Origin of the sequence: Pandoraea pneumonica (assembly GCF_902459645.1) — a bacterium.
In the GTDB taxonomy this organism is placed as follows: Bacteria; Pseudomonadota; Gammaproteobacteria; order Burkholderiales; family Burkholderiaceae; genus Pandoraea; species Pandoraea pneumonica.
The window spans coordinates 504,256-520,763 of sequence record NZ_CABPSK010000002.1; the positions used below are offsets into that span (position 1 = coordinate 504,256).

The 16,508-nt window shown below is 63.8% G+C and carries 16 protein-coding genes; all 16 read left to right on the forward strand.

Features of this window, described 5'->3' with window-relative positions:
- The 16 genes from PPN31114_RS11280 to sctE all read left to right on the forward strand — a co-directional run bounded on the left by PPN31114_RS11280 (position 1) and on the right by sctE (position 16,505).
- Positions 1–690 carry a hypothetical protein gene (locus tag PPN31114_RS11280; protein WP_150679601.1) on the forward strand — a complete coding sequence of 230 codons (690 nt, stop codon included), beginning with the start codon at positions 1–3 and terminating at the stop codon, positions 688–690.
- On the forward strand, positions 687–983 hold the full coding sequence (locus PPN31114_RS11285; RefSeq protein WP_150679602.1) for a hypothetical protein: 297 nt from the start codon (positions 687–689) through the stop codon (positions 981–983). Before PPN31114_RS11280 ends, PPN31114_RS11285 begins: the two co-directional genes overlap by 4 nt.
- 79 nt (positions 984–1,062) lie before the next feature.
- Positions 1,063–1,839, forward strand: a complete 777-nt coding sequence (locus tag PPN31114_RS11290) for a helix-turn-helix domain-containing protein (protein WP_217426944.1) — start codon at positions 1,063–1,065, stop codon at positions 1,837–1,839.
- The gene (gene sctC, locus PPN31114_RS11295) at positions 1,836–3,758 is read left to right on the forward strand and encodes a type III secretion system outer membrane ring subunit SctC (RefSeq protein ID WP_150679603.1); all 1,923 of its coding nucleotides are present in this window, start codon (positions 1,836–1,838) and stop codon (positions 3,756–3,758) included. The genes PPN31114_RS11290 and sctC overlap by 4 nt, the downstream gene beginning before the upstream one ends.
- Entirely contained in the window at positions 3,745–4,926 is a 1,182-nt protein-coding gene (gene sctW, locus PPN31114_RS11300; RefSeq protein ID WP_174987952.1) for a type III secretion system gatekeeper subunit SctW, read from the forward strand. Before sctC ends, sctW begins: the two co-directional genes overlap by 14 nt.
- Positions 4,926–7,004 carry an EscV/YscV/HrcV family type III secretion system export apparatus protein gene (locus tag PPN31114_RS11305; protein WP_150679605.1) on the forward strand — a complete coding sequence of 693 codons (2,079 nt, stop codon included), beginning with the start codon at positions 4,926–4,928 and terminating at the stop codon, positions 7,002–7,004. Before sctW ends, PPN31114_RS11305 begins: the two co-directional genes overlap by 1 nt.
- A 49-nt stretch (positions 7,005–7,053) precedes the next feature.
- Positions 7,054–8,394 (forward strand): FliI/YscN family ATPase, encoded by a 1,341-nt coding sequence (locus PPN31114_RS11310; protein ID WP_150679606.1) that lies wholly within the window; start codon positions 7,054–7,056, stop codon positions 8,392–8,394.
- On the forward strand, positions 8,378–8,836 hold the full coding sequence (locus PPN31114_RS11315; RefSeq protein ID WP_150679607.1) for a hypothetical protein: 459 nt from the start codon (positions 8,378–8,380) through the stop codon (positions 8,834–8,836). Before PPN31114_RS11310 ends, PPN31114_RS11315 begins: the two co-directional genes overlap by 17 nt.
- Positions 8,821–9,729, forward strand: coding sequence for a SpaN/EivJ family type III secretion system needle length determinant (locus tag PPN31114_RS11320; protein WP_150679608.1), 909 nt, complete (start codon positions 8,821–8,823; stop codon positions 9,727–9,729). Before PPN31114_RS11315 ends, PPN31114_RS11320 begins: the two co-directional genes overlap by 16 nt.
- Positions 9,723–10,625: a YscQ/HrcQ family type III secretion apparatus protein gene (locus PPN31114_RS11325; RefSeq protein WP_150679609.1), complete on the forward strand. Its 903-nt coding sequence runs from the start codon at positions 9,723–9,725 to the stop codon at positions 10,623–10,625. The genes PPN31114_RS11320 and PPN31114_RS11325 overlap by 7 nt, the downstream gene beginning before the upstream one ends.
- Complete coding sequence (locus tag PPN31114_RS11330; protein WP_150679610.1) at positions 10,615–11,259, forward strand: EscR/YscR/HrcR family type III secretion system export apparatus protein; 645 nt, start codon at positions 10,615–10,617, stop codon at positions 11,257–11,259. Before PPN31114_RS11325 ends, PPN31114_RS11330 begins: the two co-directional genes overlap by 11 nt.
- A 22-nt stretch (positions 11,260–11,281) precedes the next feature.
- Positions 11,282–11,545 carry an EscS/YscS/HrcS family type III secretion system export apparatus protein gene (locus tag PPN31114_RS11335; RefSeq protein ID WP_150679611.1) on the forward strand — a complete coding sequence of 88 codons (264 nt, stop codon included), beginning with the start codon at positions 11,282–11,284 and terminating at the stop codon, positions 11,543–11,545.
- A 1-nt stretch (position 11,546) separates the two neighbouring features.
- Positions 11,547–12,338 carry a type III secretion system export apparatus subunit SctT gene (gene sctT, locus PPN31114_RS11340; protein ID WP_150679612.1) on the forward strand — a complete coding sequence of 264 codons (792 nt, stop codon included), beginning with the start codon at positions 11,547–11,549 and terminating at the stop codon, positions 12,336–12,338.
- Position 12,339: 1 nt separating this feature from the next.
- Complete coding sequence (locus PPN31114_RS11345) at positions 12,340–13,497, forward strand: EscU/YscU/HrcU family type III secretion system export apparatus switch protein (RefSeq protein ID WP_150679613.1); 1,158 nt, start codon at positions 12,340–12,342, stop codon at positions 13,495–13,497.
- Between the two features lie 117 nt (positions 13,498–13,614).
- Positions 13,615–14,787 carry a type III secretion system translocator chaperone SicA gene (gene sicA, locus PPN31114_RS26550; protein ID WP_281350965.1) on the forward strand — a complete coding sequence of 391 codons (1,173 nt, stop codon included), beginning with the start codon at positions 13,615–13,617 and terminating at the stop codon, positions 14,785–14,787.
- On the forward strand, positions 14,784–16,505 hold the full coding sequence (gene sctE / locus PPN31114_RS11355) for a type III secretion system translocon subunit SseC family protein (protein WP_150679614.1): 1,722 nt from the start codon (positions 14,784–14,786) through the stop codon (positions 16,503–16,505). Before sicA ends, sctE begins: the two co-directional genes overlap by 4 nt.
- The last annotated feature ends 3 nt before the right edge of the window (positions 16,506–16,508 follow it).

Consider the following 16,508-nt stretch of genomic DNA (forward strand, 5'->3'; position numbering starts at 1 on the left):
GTGAAGCGACGACACCTCGAACGGGGTGCGGTGCGCGTGCGTGTCGATCGCGATATCCGGCAATGGGCGAAGCGACACGTGCGCGAATCGCAAGCCCGTACGGCGCAGTTGCAACGCGACGCGGGGCGCAACGGTTACGCGCATGGCATCGCGGCGGCGCTGGAAGATACCGTTGCGCAGCTCATGCGAACGGAGCAGCTTTGTTGCCGGTGGCGCAGCGAAATCACCACCCAGATGCAGACGCTGCTCGCGCAGGCGGTGAGACATCCGCAAGCCTTGCTCGCGGCACTCGAAGATGCCTTCGACGCCTTCGCTGCGAACGCGTCCGATGTCGCGCGGATCGTCACGTTGCCCGTATCGATGCGGGCACAGAGCGAGTCGATTCGCGAACGGCTGGCAGCGGCGTGCCCAGCGCCAATGACGCTCGAATGGCATAGCGGCGACACGATGGCCGTTCGGTGTGGCGACCATGTCATCGAGTACGACCCGGCGGAGTACATCGAGCGCGCCACGCAGTCGCTTGAGATTCAACCGGAAGTGATGCCAGACGACCTGCACACGCTGCTGAGTGCGGCACTTTCGCCTTTGCAGGCGCGGGTGAAGGCGTTGGCGGGGCATGCGTGTGCGCAGATGCCGGAAGCCTCGCTGATATCTCCCGTCGAGTCCTTATCACCAGGAGCCCCCTCATGAACCCAGTGTCCCGATCCGATCTCCCCCCGCCTGCTCCAAGTGTCGGCGACGCTTCCCTTACGTTGCCGCCGGTCCTGCTGCAACGCTTGCGGGAAGCGAGCGAAGAGATTGCGTCCGAGCCAAGCCCATCGGCCTCGATGGATGTGCCAGACGACGGCATTTCGGCGGAAGACGACACCGCCATCACCGACGAACTCGCGTCGGTGTTTCGGGATGGGTGGATACGAAACACCTTGATCGGGTGGTTCGGCGAAGAAAAAGAGCGTTACGAAGAAATCGGCGGCAAGGAGTGAGGCGGTCGAGCGATTTGCAGCAACGATGACTCGGACGAATGGCTTGGCGTGACTTGATGTGAGGTGGGCAATGAGAGGTATGGAAATCATGGGAGCGCAGCAGGAACTGTGTGCGAACGATTCCCGCGCACTGGCGTGCGATGGCGTGTGGTTTGTCAGGCAGACGGCGGGGGCAGGCGACCTTTCATTGGAGTTGCATGCCGCGCATGCCAGTCAGTCGACTTGCGTGCCGCTGCCGTCGGGCTACTGCGGGCTGTTGATGTTTGGCCGTGGTCACATTCGAGTGAGCGGCGGGGCGCTGCACTACCACCCGTTGCACTGCGACGTGCTCGTCAAGCTGCTCGCCTTCATGGATGAGGCGAGAGTCGCGGGGCCGAGCGATGCCGACCGGTATACCGGTGTTCCGGCCTTACATCGCGTGCCTGTCGACACAGTGTGGGCCGATCGCCGCCAGTGCGAGGTCTGGTTCCTGAGCCAGTTGGTCGCCCCCAGCGACGCGTTTTGCACCATGTTGACCGTGCTGCGTCGAGGCGAGTCGTACAAGCTCGTGCGCTTCTTGCTGTCGCGCTCGCACACGGGCGGCACGCTGCGCCACATGTGTGCGAAGTACGGGGTGTCGTACTCGCATTTCCGGCGGTTATGTCGTTGTGCGCTCGGCGAGTCGGCAAAGATCGTGTTGCGCGACTGGCGCATGGCGCGCTCGATGCTGGAAGTCGCGCAGGGCAGCGACAGCTATACCGAAATCGCGCTTCGCAACGGCTACGCCTCGTCGTCGCATTTCTCCACCGAGATCAAAGAACTGATCGGCATGTCGCCAACCAGTGCGGCAGGTGCGTTGCGGACATCGGCACGATGAAACGGCACTCCCTCGCTCTCGCTTTGCTGTGCGTTGCCGCGACCGGCACGGCCAATGCCTCTTGGGCGATGACGCTGGCGTCGGCTGGACCGCTCGACGGCTCGGCCGCCACGGCGTCGGCGACGTCATCCGCGACGGCGTCGGAGCCCGTACCGCGTGTGAGCGTCACTGGCAGCGGCAACACCACGTCGCGCGGCGGCTACGTGGCTCGCAACGACAACTTGCGTGTGTTCTTCGATGCGCTCTCGCCCTCTTTGGGCAAGCCGATCATCGTCAGCAAGGTCGCCGCGAAGAAGCAGGTCTCCGGCGATTTCGACTTGACGAACGCGCGCGCGCTGCTCGAATCGCTCGCGGCGAAGCTGGGTCTCATCTGGTATCACGACGGGCAGTCGATCTACGTCTACGACGCCTCGGAAGTGCGCAGCGCCACGGTGTCGCTGCGTTACGCTCGTGTGGCCGATGTGACCGCATATCTGCGCACCACCGGCCTGTACGACCGCCGCTATCAGGTACGCGGCGACACGCGCAACGGTGTGTTCTACGTGTCAGGGCCGCCCGTGTACGTCGATCTGGTGCTGGCCGCTGCGAAATCGCTGGATCGTGTCAGCCGAAGCGATGACGCGCAGGCATCGGCACCGGAGCAGATCGGTGTCGTGCGCATGGACAATGCATTCGTTTCCGACCGGACCTACGCGCTGCGCGATGAAAAGATCGTCATTCCGGGCATGGAAACGATCGTGCGGGAACTCGTCGCGTCGGGCGATGCGCCACAGCCGCGCCCCGCGCCCGCGGTGTCTGCCCCGAGAGCAAGGCTCGGCGCGGAGGATGCCGACGACGAGGCTTCAGCAGCACCTGCCAATGCGGATACAGATGCCGCACCCGATGCCCCCGAGGCAAGCGAGTCCCCGACGGCGCCGGTCGTCGTGCGCGCCTACCCCGCCGGTAACAGTCTGATCGTCAAGGGAACGGCACAGCAGGTCGAGCGCATCGAGCGGTTGGTGACGCGGCTCGATGTGCCGCGCCGACATATCGAGCTGTCGCTGTGGATCATCGATCTTCGTAAAGAAGCGCTCGATTCGCTTGGCATCGACTGGTCGGGCGGTGCGAACTTAGGGTCGAAAGTGGGGCTGCTGCTCAACGCCACCACGCCCGTGAGCACGCTCGACGGCGTGCGCTTTCTCGCGCAGATCCACGCGTTGGCGTCCAACGGTCGGGCGACGGTGGTCTCGCGGCCAGTGATTCTCGCGCAGGAGAACATCCCGGCGCTATTCGACGGCAGTCAAACGTTCTACGTGCCGCTCGAAGGCGAGCGCTCGACCGATTTGCGCAGCGTCACCTACGGCACGATGGTGAGCGTGTGGCCGCGCTTTGCTGGCGATGACGAGATCGAGATGACGCTCAATATCGAAGACGGCACGAGCGCGCCGCCCAGAGACAGCGACAGCAAGTACACGGCGTTGCCCACCGTCTCGCGCACGCATATCAGCACCATCGCGCGCGTCCCGCAGGGCAAGAGCCTGCTGATCGGCGGCTACACACGCGACAGCGGCGATACGGTCGAGAAGAAAATTCCCCTGCTGGGCGATATCCCGCTGCTCGGCAGGCTCTTTCACTACACCAGCAGCACGCAGAACAACAACGTGCGCGTGTTTCTGATTCAACCGCGAGAGATCGGTCAGGCACTGGCGCGCGACGCGAGCGATATCGGCGCCGATACGGTGAAGACGCTGCCCTATCCACAGGACGCTGCGGTGCAAGCCGTGCGGGCAGCCACGGAACTCGACGCGCGGCCTGCCCCGCAGCGTGACAACGACCCACGCAGCGCACCGTCAGGCACCGACACGCCGCCCGCCCTCGACGCGGATGACAGTACAGCCCCCGCCGTGCCATCAAAGGAGAGCGTCTATGGCCGCGCTTGAATCGCTTCGCCCCTTCTCGGTACCGGTCACCCTGGCGCAGGCCGGGGAGAAGACTGGGGAGAAAGCGGGGAACAAGGTGGTGACGAACCATCACCGCTCGACGCGCACGGCGGACGACGATGACGACGGAGGGGCTCGGCGCATCCTCGTCGGCGGGCCGGGGGCCGATCTGCGACGCGCTCTGGACGCCTCCGATGAAATGTCGTCGGTGATGGCTCAATTCCGCTCGCGTGCCTTACGCAGCAGCGAAGAGCACCGTGGCGTAGACGACAGTTACGCGCGTCTGCTCGACGACGCGGCACCCGACAGAATTCAACGGATTCTGGCGGCATCGTGGCACTCGCCGAACGAATTGGCGCGCATGCTGCTCACCCATTTCCCCGACGTCAGCGACCGCTGGCTGGCGCTCAAAGTCCTGATCTCGCAACGCGAGACGCTTTCGACCGAACAGCAGGCCGCGCTCGATATCGTCCTCGCGCAGGCCGAAGCAGCACCACCAGAGGAAGTCCGCGAACGGCTCGCCGGTATTCACTGTGCGATCAAGGCGCGCTTGTGCAGCAGTGAGATGCCGTTGGCCTGTACGCCGTCGATGCTGCGCGCGGCGTATCGCAATTTTCTGTGCGATGAAGCGGGCGACATCGAGGTCTATCAGAACTGGATCGGTAACTTCGGCTTTGCACGGCGCGCGCAGGTGCTGCACTTCATGGAGGGCGCCCTGGTCGACGATATGCGGGCAAACGACCCGAGCAGCACGGCGCGCGAGTTTCTGCTGCCGCTCACACGGCTTGGCGTCTTGCGGCGTCTGCGCACCTGCGAGAGTACGTTTGTCGCACAGATCAGCACCAGTCCGATGGCCCGTCCCTTCAACGACCGGGAACAGGACTGGCTGCACTTTCTGCTGGCGATTCTGACGGATCCCGCCGCGCTCGACGGGGCATTGCGCGACGTGACGGGCGACGCGGCGATGCTGCAAGGGTTCGAGGCACACAGCCAACTGATTGGCCTGCTGCAACGCGCTTGCAGTGCGCTGCCGGGCGAGCCGCTGCAATCGCAAGACGCCCGCGATGCCGTGCTCGACGGCCTGAGCGCGCTCGCGCAAACGGCGTATCGCCGCGAGTCGGTCGCGACGCACGCCGACCCGGTCTCGCGCGACCGCAGGAGCGCCTGATGCCGAGTGTGTTGCTGGGAGGTCTGCGCGAGCGGCCCGAGATCGTCATTCTGTTGCTGATGACGTGCGTGATCGCGATGCTCGTGGTGCCGCTGCCCACCTTTCTGGTCGACTTCCTCATCGGCATCAACATCGCCATCTCCGTGCTGCTCTTTCTCGGCGCATTTCACATCGAGAAGATTCTGAGCTTCTCGTCGTTCCCGTCGATGTTGCTGATCACGACGCTGTTCCGGCTGGCATTGTCGATCAGCACCACGCGCTTGATTCTGATCGATGCCGATGCGGGCAAGATCATCGATTCGTTCGGCGAGTTTGTGATCGGCGACAGTCTCGCGGTGGGTTTCGTGGTGTTCGCTATTGTCACCATCGTGCAGTTCATCGTGATTGCGAAGGGCTCGGAGCGTGTGGCGGAAGTGGCCGCGCGTTTTTCGCTCGACGGGATGCCGGGCAAACAGATGAGCATCGATGCCGACGTCAAAGCAGGCACGATCGACACCGAAGGCGCACGCGAGCGGCGCAGCGTGCTGGAGCGTGAGAGCCAGTTGTATGGTGCGTTCGATGGTGCGATGAAGTTCGTCAAGGGCGATGCGATTGCGGGCATCGTCATCATCTTCGTCAATCTGATCGGCGGCATCATCGTCGGTGTCACCCAGCGTGACATGGATCTGAGCGGCGCGGTCACCACCTATTCAACACTGACCATCGGTGACGGACTGGTCGCGCAGATTCCGGCGCTGCTCATTTCTGTTGCGGCGGGTTTCGTCGTTACGCGGGTCAACGGCGAGGTGAGCAACATGGGCCGCACCATCATCAGCCAACTTATGGGCAACCGGTTTGTCCTGGGCGCGACGGCGATGCTCACGCTGCTCATCGGTACGCTGCCCGGTTTCCCGTTGATCACGTTCACGGTGCTCGCGGCACTCCTGGCAGCAGCGTGCTATTTCGCGCGCCCGAAGCGCGGGGCGGCGGGCGACGCGAAAGGAGGGCAGGGCATCGACGGCGACGCAACCGGAAAAGGCGGCGGCAAACCCGCCAAGGCGGGGCCGGGCAGCGGCCTGATGCTGATCGACGATCTCGACGGCGTGGCGCCCGCCACGGCACCGCTCGCGGTGGTGGTGCCGACTGCCCGAGTGGCGGCACTCGAAGCCGACGCGTTCGCGCGCCGTATTCGCAGTCAGTTCTTCAACGACTTCGGTGTGCACCTTCCCGAGGTGCTGTTGCAAGGTTCCGATCAAATCGACGATGCTCGCGCTGCGGTCTACATCAACGAAGTTCGCGCCGACGAGGTCGGTATTTACTACGACCGGGTGCGCGTCGAGGCCTACACCCGGGAAGTCGCGGCGTTGGGGTTGGAACCCGTCTTCTCGGGGCCGGACCGGGGCCGTTGCGCGTGGGTCACGCCAGCGCAGGGCGAGATGCTTGCGCAGATGAAACACACCACGCTCAGCCCCGCCGACGAGTTGTACCAGTGCCTCGCCGTATTGCTCACACGTCATGTGAACGAGTTCTTCGGCATTCAGGAGGCGAAGAAGATTCTCGACCTCGTGGAAGGTCACTACCCCGATCTGGTGAAAGAAGTGCTGCGCCATGTGGCGTTGCAGCGCGTGGCGGAAATCCTTCAGCGGCTGGTGATGGAGCGCATCTCCGTGCGCAACATGAAACTCGTGATGGAAGTGCTGGCGATGTGGGCACCGCGCGAGAAGGACGTGCTCAATCTCGTCGAGCACGTGCGCAGCGCGCTCGGCCGCTACATCTGCAACAAGTTTTTGCGTAACGGCGAACTGCGCGTCGTCATGCTCTGTGCAGAACTCGAAGAGACCGTGCGTCGCGCGATTCGCCAAACCGCCGGTGGCTCGTTCGTCAACATGGAACCGAAAGACGCCGAGACGTTGCTCGATCGCGTCGGCGTTGCGCTCGATAGCTCGGGGCGCGCGCACAAGGAAGTGGTGCTGCTCGCGTCGGTCGATGTGCGGCGTTTCGTCAAGAAGCTCGTCGAAACCCGTTTTCGCGACCTTGAAGTGCTGTCGTTCGGCGAGCTAGTCGATGGCGTCTCGGTCAACGTCATTTCCACCGTTTGAGCCAACGGCCTATGCCTGCCAATTTCCCCCCATGTTCGTGGAGCCATCGATGAACGCCGTGTCACCCGCAGGGCCGCCGTTCATTCGACGTATGGCGCTGGTATCGCGCATCGCAGGGCACACAGCGCAGGCGCGGCTGCCGGGCGTATCGATCGGCGAAATCTGCGAGATTCGCCGCACCTGGCGCGACACCACCACGGTAGGGCAGGCGCAAGTGATTGCCGTGAACGAGGAGCATGCCATTTTGAGCCTGTTTGCGGCCACTCAGGGCCTCTCGTGCGACTCGGCGCTGGTACCGACAGGGCGGCAGGCGACGTGCCGTCCTCAGGCCGCATGGCGGGGCGCTGTGCTCAATGCGTGCGGTGACATCGTCGATCGGATCGATGGCGGGCCAATACTGCCGCCGGTGCCGCCGATGCCTCAGAAATCGGCGTTGCCGTCGGCGGAGCGCACATTGCTCGCGCCGGCCCTTGCCTACGGCACCCGCGCGGGTATCGATTCGCGGCTGCATACGGGGCTGCGCGCCATCGATGGCTGTCTGCCATGCGGGCGCGGTCAGCGTGTTGGCATCTTTGCGCCTGCCGGATGCGGCAAAACGTCGTTCATGAATGCATTGATGGCGGGCGTGGAAGTCGATACCACCGTCGTCGCCTTGATCGGTGAGCGTGGGCGCGAGGTGGTCGAAATCGTCGACGAGTTGCGCCGCTCGCCCGGTGCCGAGCGTTGCGTGGTGGTCTTTGCGACATCGGACGCGCCCGCAGTAGCCCGGCGTAACGCAGCGTTGCTGGCCACCACCGTGGCGGAGTACTTCCGCGAGCAAGGCCATCACGTCGCGTTGTTTGTCGACTCGCTAACGCGCTATGTGCGCGCCTGCCGCGATCTGGCGCTGGCCACCGGCGAATCGCCGATGCGCGCGGGGGTGCCGGCGTCCGTCTACAGCAGCTTGCCGCAGTTGCTCGAACGCGCAGGGGCTGCCACGTCGGGGAGCATCACGGCGTTTTACACAGTGCTGATCGAAGACGACGATTCGACCGACCCGATGGCCGAGGAGATTCGTTCGATTCTCGATGGGCATATCCATCTGAGCGCACGCCTCGCACAACGCAACCACTATCCCGCCATCGACATTTTGCGCAGCGTCAGCCGGGTGGCGACGCGCGTCGCCACGCCGCAACACCTGCATGCAGCGGGTGAGCTACGCGCATGGCTCGCGCGACTGGCGGCGTTGCAAACCCTCGTCGACCTTGGCGAGTACCGGCCCGGACTCGATGCGCAGGACGACCGCGCGATGGAGGCCAAACCGGCGATGGAGGCGTTTTTGCGTCAGACGCGAGACGAATGGTCCCCGGAAGACGAAACCCTGAGGAGATTGCATGACATCGTGGACTGATCTGCACCGGTTGCAGCAGTGCGCCGGGCAAATGAAGCAGTTGCAGGAGCGCGACCTGCGCGATCTCGCCGTGAGGGACGTCAAGCTGGCGGCCCAGCGCGAGGCATTGGCGCGTCAATGCGATGCCATTACCGGATTGATCGAATCGTCACGGCTCTCGCAGGTGCAAATGAGCTTGTCCGAGCTTCAACGATCGCTGCGCAACGGTGCTCTGTTGCATCAACAAGTGCGCGAACTGGGCGTGCAAGCCGGTGCGCTCGATGAAGCCCGTGACGAACTGGCGACGCAGCGCGAGCGCTGTGAGGCACTGCGACGGCGGTGGTGCCGCAAGGAGACGAAATACACGCGTATGACGCAAGCATGGCGCAAGCGCGCATTGCAACGTGCCGAACAACGTGAAACCACCGAATTCGAGGAGCGACTGACATGGACACCGGTGTGATCGGTGGCGCCGCAACGCTGCCAATGGGTAACGAAGCGTCAGACCCAGTCGATACGAAGCAGACGTCGCGCGACGACAGCGAGGCGGCAAAGGCATTCGAGGCAGCACTGCGGCGTCGCGACGCGCAGCGCAAACGCCACGAAGTTTCGCCGGGCGAGGGACAGGTCTGGCAAACGCTCGTTCATGCAGACCCGCGCTTGGGGTTGCCAACATCACGTGCCGAGCACGCCGCAGTGGACCTCGAGCACGCCTCGAATTCCGAAACCGCACAAGGTGACGCTCCCTCGGAAGTGCACGCCAGATCGGCCTCAGACGCCGCGACCGATCGCGTAGCGCGCGCGCTGACGTTGTCCGCCGCACGCGGAAGTCATTCCATGACGCCGCCCCCCGAACGCGTAGACGCCACGGCGACGCCACCGACGGTCATTCACATGGCCGACGCAACGCCTGCGCATCGAAAACCTGTCGATCGTCACAGCGCGGAGGCGAGCGCTCCGGAGGGCATGCCCGCGTGGGGCATTGCCGGGCATGCGGCGCGCGACACCGCGTCGATGATGGCCCCCCTGCCGCACGACCCGCGAGGCCACCCCGGGCACACGCCGCGGGGCGGCGAGCCGTGGCATGCGGCATCGACGGGCGGCGATGGCATGCGTTACGCATTCGGTAGTTGGGGCAAGGGGCACTTCGTAAATGTTCAGGCCGTGCAGGTCGACGGTCAACGGCGCTTTGTGCTGGGCGCCTCCGACGCGCTGGTGCAGCGCCGCTTGCAGGCGATGTGGCCGAGTACGGGCGCGGGCGGTTCGTCGCGTTGGCAACTGAATGGGGCCGGGGTATCGATCGTCACGGGTGTCGCGCCGGTCGAGGACGCCACGCAAGAGGAGCCTGAATGCTGAGACTGCGCCGCATCGACGAAGGCATGTCGCGGCTGGCGCAGGCCGAGGCGGTCTGGCGTGCCAGGGGCTTGCGCGCGTCGCTCGAACCCCTCCCGCGCACGGGCACGTGGATCTGTGTGCAAGACGCCGCGAGAACTTGGCAGGCGTGGGTCGAACCCGGCATGTGGCTCGAGGGCGTGTCGCACGAACTGGCTTCGCTGGCGTGCTGTGCCGACACCGAGCGGCTGGCGGCGCGGTTATTTGCGTCGAGCGCGCGTCCGCTGCAAATGCCCGCGCCCGAGCTGGCCTACGAAGCGCTTGATGTCGAGGCACCCATCGACGGCAGTGCGCTGCCGGAAGGTACGTTGCTCAAGGTGCGGGCGAGTGAGTGTCCGGTATGGCTGGCTCGCGCACCGGTCGTCAACGACGAACGGGTACTCGATGTCGATGGGGTGCGGTTCTGGCTGGATGCAGGGCTGGGCACAAGCCGTGTGTGTGCCTCGACACTGCACGCCGTCGAGCGCGGGGATGTGTTGCTCATTCGTGACCTGTATCGCGGGCTGACCTGCGGCGGATTGACGATGGGCAGTTATCAGGTCGAAGAAGGAGCGCTAATGCTGCAAACGTACACACAACCTGAGACGGCGCACCCGGTGCGCGATGAGGCGCCGGTCGCGACGTCTCTAGAACAGTTGCCGGTGGACCTCGTATTCGTTTTACAACGGCATCGCCTCTCGCTCGCCGAGCTGCGACAGCTATGGCAGAACCCCGTGTTGCCGCTGCTGCCGGAGGCAGAGCGGCGCGTGGAGGTGCGAGCCAACGACGCGTTGATTGCGCGCGGTGAACTCGTGCAACTGGATGGGCGGCTGGGCGTTGAGATCAACGAGTGGTTCGGGGGTGCGGGACATGTGGAGTGATGTACCGGCCATCGGCGTATTGAGTCTGTTCACGCTGCTGCCGTTTCTGATCGCATCGGGCACTTGTTATGTGAAGTTCTCCATCGTCTTCGTGATGGTGCGTAACGCGCTTGGCTTGCAACAGGTGCCGAGCAACATGACCCTCAATGGTGTGGCGCTGCTCATCTCGATGTTCGTCATGCTGCCGGTGGCCACAGCGGTGTTCAATGCTTACGAGGTGAATCCGGTCAACTTCGCCGACGCGTCGTCGGTCCGTCTGTTCATCGACGAGGGCCTCGCGCCCTATCGCGCGTATCTCGTGAAGTACGCCGACCCTGGGCTCACGCAGTTCTTCGCCCGTGAGGAAATTTCCCGCGATGCCGGCGCGCCGGGCAATGAGATCGACGAGCCGTCGATCTTCGCGCTGCTGCCCGCCTATGCGCTGTCTGAAATCAAAAGCGCTTTCACGATCGGTTTTTATCTGTACTTACCGTTCGTGGTCGTCGATCTGGTGGTGTCGAGCATCTTGCTCTCGCTCGGCATGATGATGATGAGCCCCGTGACGATCTCGGTCCCCATCAAGTTGATTCTGTTCGTCGCGATGGATGGCTGGTCGTTGTTGTCGCAGGGATTGATTCGGCAGTACTCGCCATGAGCCGGACACATAAGGAGCGGCCATGGATAATTTGATCTTCGCGGGCAACCGGGCGCTGTATCTGGTGCTGATTCTCTCGGCGGGGCCGGTGGCCGTGGCGACACTGGTCGGCGTGGCCGTCGGTTTGCTACAGACGGTGACGCAGGTGCAGGAACAGACGCTGCCGTTCGGGCTGAAGCTGCTGGCCGTCTCGATGAGTCTGTTTTTACTGGCGGGGTGGTATGGCGAGATGCTGGTGACATTCGGCACCACGGTCATGCGGCTGGCGATGACCGGCAAGGCATGACATGAGCGCGCCGCTGAGCTCGCTCCCCACGCTGCTAACCGATCATTTCGACGGCGTGCTCGCGGCGGCTGTGGCTTTCGCCCGTGTGGCCCCGGTGGTCTATCTGCTGCCGATTCTGAACGGCAATGTGATGTCGGGCGTAGTGCGCACGGCCGTCGCCATGTGGATGGCCGTGGGTGTCTGGCCCTATGCCTTCGGCGCGCCGCTCGACACCACGGTGCCGTTCTGGTCGCTCGTGCTTCGCGAAGCGTTCGTCGGCCTGTTGCTGGGTTGCGCATTGGCGTGGCCGTTCTGGGTGTGTCACGGGCTGGGGGCGTATCTCGATAACCAGCGCGGCGCTACGCTGAGCAGCGTGATCGACCCGGCCAACGGTGTCGACACCTCCGAGCTGGCCAACTTCTTCCAGTGGTTTGGTGCCGTCATCTACTTGCAACTGGGCGGCATGACGGTGCTGTTGGAAGTCATGGCGCGCAGTTATCGCGTCTGCGAGCCGTTCGGCCCCTGCACGCTATCGGTCGAGCGCGTCCATTCGCTGCTCGACACCCTCATGAGTCACACGATCTCGCTGAGCGCGCCCGTGGTCGGCGCACTGTTGCTATGCGAGCTGATGCTCGGCCTGCTGTCTCGCTTTGCGCCGCAGGTCAATGCGTTCGCACTGTCGCTAACGGTGAAGAGTTTGATCGCGTTCGGCGTGCTGCTGATCTACTTCTCGGCGGTGCTGCCCGATGCCTTCAGCGCGCTGACGACGCGCCCGCATGACGTCGTGCGCTGGTTGTCCACGGGCAGCCGCTAGCATGGCCGCGAAGACCGAGAAGCCGACCGCCAAGCGCCTGCGTGACGCCGCGAAGAAAGGGCAGTCGTTCAAGAGCAAAGAACTGACGATGGTGACGCTCGTCTTTGTCGGGCTGGTCTTCGTGCTGTCGACCGACCCGCTCGTCTGGCTCATGCAGGAATATCGGCAAGTGCTTGCCGACGGCACGTTTGCGAATCCGCAGGCGTATGCGCTCAGCCTCTTTCAACACGGCTTGCGCATGATCGCGCCGGTCTTGCTCGTGTGCGCCGCAGCGGCGGTGCTGCCCGCACTTCTCCAAACGGGCTTCGTTTGGGCGAGCGAAGCCCTCAAGCTCAATCTCGGTGCGTTGAGTCCGTTGCAAGGGGCCAAGAAGATCTTCAGCTTGCGCACGGTGAAGGACGCCGTGAAGTCGGTGCTGTACCTCGCGAGCTTCGTGGGCATCGCCACGGCGCTGTGGTTCAACGCGCGGGGCCTGCTGTTTGCTCAGGTGTATATGAGCCCTGCGGGCGTTGCCGCCGCGTGGCTGGTGCTCGTCGGCAAACTCGCGTGGATCACGCTCGCGTGCATCGCCCCCATCGCAGTGCTCGACGCAATGATCGAATTCTGGCTGTTCATTCGCGAACACCGAATGGAGGTGCAGGAGGTCAAGCGCGAGCACAAGGAGAGCGAAGGCAATCCCGAAATCAAAGCGAAGCGTAAGGATGCGCATCGGGAGCTGCTGTCCGAACCCATGCGCGCCGACATTCGCGATTCGCGTTTGATCATCGCCAACCCCACGCATATCGCGGTGGGCATCTACTTCCGCCCAGACATCATCGCGCTGCCGTTCATCTCGGTGATGGAAACCAACCAGCGCGCGTTGGCGGTCAGAACGTATGCCGAATCGGTGGGCGTGCCGGTGATTCGCGACGTGCGGCTCGCGCGGCTGTTGCATCGCACGCATCGGCGCTACACGTTCGTCACGCTCGATGCGCTCGACGCCATCATGCGCTTGCTGCAATGGCTGGAAGACGTGGAGCGTGCGGGTGCACAAGACGGCGAGGTTAGCCCCGACGACGCGGGTGACGTGGGTGACGTGGGTGACGTGGGTGACGTGGTCGAGGAGACCGGTGCAGCGGAGACGGGATCGAATGGCCCGTCGAAAGTTCACGAGGAATAAGCCGCTTTCTGCAAGTTTTTCAGGAGGTGGATTGGTTTAATGAAACGCATCGGGATGCCGCTGACTGCCAGAGGCAGCCGCGACGACACCCCATGAATCGGGCACTCGGGAGGACGGATGAAACGACAGGACGAGCGCACAGATACGACGCCCGGCGGCATGCAGGCGGTATTGAACGTTGTCGTGCGCGACGCGATGTCGGGTCTTGTGCGAGTGGCGAGCGATCACCGTGTCGAGTTGTCGAGCGAACTCGAGCGCCCGTTCAACGCACCAGCCAACGCCCCTGCGCCCGCGGAGCCGTCGTTTCGCCAGCGCAGTGCGACGCTGGCGCTTCGTGTTTGCGCGCGCCGCACCGAGGCGAACCACGCGCGTGCCCGTGAGGCGTTTTGCGCGAGCCAGAAGGTGGCGATTCAGGCCGACTACACCGTCGCTGAGGCGCAGGTCGTCCTCGATGTGCTATCGCCGGGCGACCCGCAATACGCGCGCGCCACCCACAAATCGAAGACCGCGCTGGTGTCGGCGCGTGAGGCAGCAACGCGTGCCGATGCCTGTTATCGGGCCGTACGCGCGGGCAGCCCCGACGGGTGGGTTCGCTGTCTGGCGGCCATGCCGTTACCGGTGGTGACGACGCAGGCGAATAAGTCACACCTCACTGGCAAGACGACGAAGGGCGCCAACTGGCGCATGGCTGGCGGGACGCCGTGCGGATTTCTACCGACCGGAAAACTCGCCGGTCGACGACTCACCCGGTGTCGGGTATCGGAAGGAGCAAAAGCGATGGCAAATGCGGCAAAGCAGTTGGAGACGGAAGACGTTCGCGCGACCAGCGCGATTTGGGATGCAGTAATCGCCGGGGCCAGCCTGAAAGACATTCAAGGCATTTCCAGCGAGACGATGGAGGGGTTGTATGCCCATGCGTACGACTTCTATAGCAAGGGGCAGTTGGCACAGGCGGAAGCCTTTTTCCGCTTCTTGTGCATCTATGACTTTTACAACCCCGAGTACATCGTCGGTCTGGCTGCCGTTTGCCAGTTGAAAGGGGAATACCAGAAGGCCGTCGACCTGTACGCCATGGCGTTTGCGGTCGGTAAGAACGACTATCGCCCGGTGTTTTACGCAGGCCAATGTCAGATGATGATGCAAGACGCGACCGCCGCACGCGAGTGCTTCTCACAGGTATGCGAGAGCAGCTTCGATGGTGATTTGCGTAGTAAGGCCAAAGCCTATCTGAGTGTCATTGATGGGGAGCCCGCGCAGGACACCGGCGCGAGCGCCAAGGAGGCCGCATGAGCTCAACCGCTATCGACGCCCGGGCGCCCGCGCCCGCACCCCTGCCAGTAGATGGCGGCGACGCTTCGGCTACGGCTCAAGCCGCCCCGTCGCTCCCGCCGAGCAATGCGCAGCTGCTGCGCGACCTGCTGATGGCGAGCATCGACAAGACGCCGCCGTTGCCCGGCAAGCCGGTCGAGACGACCGACGCCCCGGCGCTAACCCCACCCCGCTCGCATGACAAGGGCGACCTCACGGCATTGATCGGTCGCCTGATGCAGGTGTTGGGCGAGCGCTCGCTTGCCGAGATCGAGACACGTCTGGCGCAGTGGCAGTCACAGGAATCCTCTAAACAGGCAATCCGCACTAAGGAAAACGAAGCGTTCCTCAATGCCGTGCGTGAGGCACAGGATGCGCTGGCCGCATTCGAGGGCGCCGGAAAGTCGACAAACGAAGCGCGCGCGGCGCTTGACCGGGCACGCGACAAGCTTGCGCAAGCGCAGGCCGCGTTCGATGCCGCCGCGCCCGATACCCCGGAGTCCATCGCCGCAAAAACCGCTCTCGACACCGCCAAAGCGGAGTTTGATGCAGCCACCAAGCATTTCGAAGACGCGAAGACCGCACAGAACAAGGCGCAGGATGCCGCGACCGCTGCCCTCAAAAAAAGCGATGCGCTGCTCAGCGATGTGATGTCCGTACCCGACGCCAAACCGGGTGCTGAAGGTGAAGAGCATCTCGAGCAGATCAAATCGCTGATCGCCATGATGGCGATGTACGCCAAGCTGCTGGGGGACTCGGCGCAGACCGCCATCGAAGAGGACATGAAGTTCTTCGAGACCGTGCGCGACGCCCGCGAGAACGATCTTCAGAAACGCAACGAAGAATACCGGGAGCAAGTGCGCAAAGCGGAGAGCCTCAACAAGGCGATGGGGTGGCTGGGCAAAATTCTCGGCGCCATCATCACCGTGGTCGGCATCGTCGGTGCGGCATTTACCGGTGGCCTGAGCACGCCCATGGTCGCGCTGGGCGGCGCGATGCTCGCCGATACCACCGTCGGTGCGGCGACCGGTTTTTCGCTATTGGGCGAAGCGCTCAAGCCGTTGATGACGAGCGTGATTCAGCCCATGGCGACGGCCATTGGCGGCGCCATCGGGGGCTTTCTCGAAAAGATGGGGGTGCCCAAGGCGACGGCGGAAATCGTCGGCGGCGTGGTCGGGGCCGTGTTGGCGGCGCTGGTCGTCATTGCGGTGCTGGCGGTCACGCTGGTGGCCGGTTCCGCCGTTGCCAGCAAGCTTGGCGGCACCATCGGCAATCTCGTGAGCGAGACGGTGAAGAAGATCGTGCCCGATCTGATCCGCGAATCGCTCAAGTCGGGGACCAAGATGTTGAGTCAGAGCATGTCGTCGCTGGCCGCCCGCTTGGGGATCAACGACGGCATGGGGCAGGTCGTGGGCAACATGCTGACGAAGACGGCCGCGTTGGGCGAAGTGGGGCTGGTCGGCACGCAATCAGGCGGTCAGGTCGCTGCCGGTGTTTTCGAGAAGAACGCAGCAGACATCTCCGCGGAGATGGTCGTCTCGCGCGAGGTGCTTGCCAAGATTAGCGAGTGGGTCAAGCAGGCCGCGCAAAGCTTTACGTCGTCGGATAACACCATCACCAGTCTGCTGAGCTCGATGTCCGATGCCGCCAAGAATCAGAACGAAGCGGGGCGCTTCATTTTGAACAACGTCCGTGCCTGATGA